Source organism: Micromonospora sp. DT227 (assembly GCF_049841835.1).
Classification (GTDB): domain Bacteria; phylum Actinomycetota; class Actinomycetes; order Mycobacteriales; family Micromonosporaceae; genus Micromonospora.
On the sequence record NZ_JBNCLA010000039.1, the window covers coordinates 1 to 1570 of the forward strand.

Sequence of the window (1570 nt, forward strand, 5' to 3'; positions counted from 1 at the left end):
GGTCGGGCGCCGGTGCCTGAGTTGCTGGCGTTGCTGCAGGGTCTGCACGACACCGACACCGACACCGGCACCGATGGCGCTGGTGTGTCGGGGCGGGTGTGGGTGTTGACTCGTGGTGCGGTGGGTACGGGTCGTTTCGATGCTCCTGTGGATCCGGTGCAGGCTCAGGCGTGGGGTTTGGGTGTGGTTGCGGCGTTGGAGTATCCGCGTGTCTGGGGTGGTCTGGTTGATCTGCCCATGTCGTGGCCGGGTGGGTCGCGGGAGGCGGCTGCGGTGGGGCGTCGTTGTGCGGGGGTGCTGGCTGGGTGGGGTGGTCAGGATCAGGTCGCGGTGCGCGTGGGTGGTGTGTATGGGCGCAGGTTGGTGCGTGCCAGGGCGGAGGGGTCGCCGCGGGTGTGGCAGCCGCGGGGCACGGTGTTGATCACTGGTGGTACCGGTGGTCTGGGTGGGCATGTGGCTCGTTGGGTGGCTGGGCATGGTGCGGAGCATGTGGTGTTGGTGTCGCGTCGGGGTGTGGACGGGGCGGGTGTGGCCGAGTTGGTCGGTGAGCTGAGCGCTGATGGCCGGGTTCGGGTGAGTGTGTGGGGTTGTGATGTGGCGGATCGTGACGCGTTGGCGGCGGTCTTGTCCGAGGTGGGGCCGGTGGATGCGGTGGTTCACGCGGCCGGGGTGGGTCATCTCGCGGCTATTGATGACACCGGTCCGCAGGTGGTAGAGCGTGTTTTGGCGGGGAAGGTCGGGGGTCTTCGTAATTTGCATGAGCTTCTGGTCGAGGGGTCCGAGCGGCGGTTGGACGCGATGGTGTTGTTTTCTTCGAATGCTGGGGTGTGGGGTGGTGGTGGGCAGGGGGTGTATGCGGCTGCGAATGCGTTTTTGGATGCTTATGCCGTTCAGCAGCGTGCTGTGGGGCGGTCGGTGACCAGTGTGGCGTGGGGTTTGTGGGCTGGTGGGGGGATGGCTGAGCAGGGTGATACTGCGCGGTTGCATCGGCGTGGGGTTCGCAGTATGGATCCGCAGCGGGCGGTGCAGGCCTTGGCCGAGGCGGTCGGTCAGGGTGAGGATTTCCTCGCGGTGGCTGACGTGGACTGGGCCCAGTTTACGAAGGCGTTCACCTCCGCACGCCCGAGTGCGCTCCTGGCCAGAGTGCCCGAGGCACAAGCCGTCACCACCGATGTCGAGCTTGGGCCGCTCGATGATTCAGCACTGGTCGCCGAGCTACGGACGTTGACCGGCCCGCAACGCCAGCAGAAGATCCTCGAACTGGTACGCGCCCACGCCGCTACCGCCCTGGGCCACGACAGCGCCCAGTCGATCCCACCCGACCGGGCATTCCGCGAACTCGGCTTCGACTCCCTGACCGCGGTGGAGCTGCGTAATCGGTTGGCTACCGCGACTGGGTTGTCGTTGCCGGCCACGCTGGTCTTCGACTACCCCACCCCGGACGTGTTGGCCCGGTACGTGTTGACGGAACTGCTCGGTGAGCAGGCCGACGCTCTCGCGTCGGTGGTGGTTGGTGCGGGTGTGGATGAGCCGGTGGCGATTGTGGGGATGGGGTGTCGGTATCCGGGTG

The 1570-nt window shown here is 66.9% G+C and carries 1 protein-coding gene; it reads left to right on the forward strand.

What is annotated here, in order from left to right; translation table 11 throughout:
* Nucleotides 1-12: 12 nt before the first annotated feature.
* A partial coding sequence (locus tag ACLQ2W_RS33770; protein WP_425791938.1) for a beta-ketoacyl reductase occupies nucleotides 13-1570 on the forward strand: 1558 nt, incomplete at its 3' end.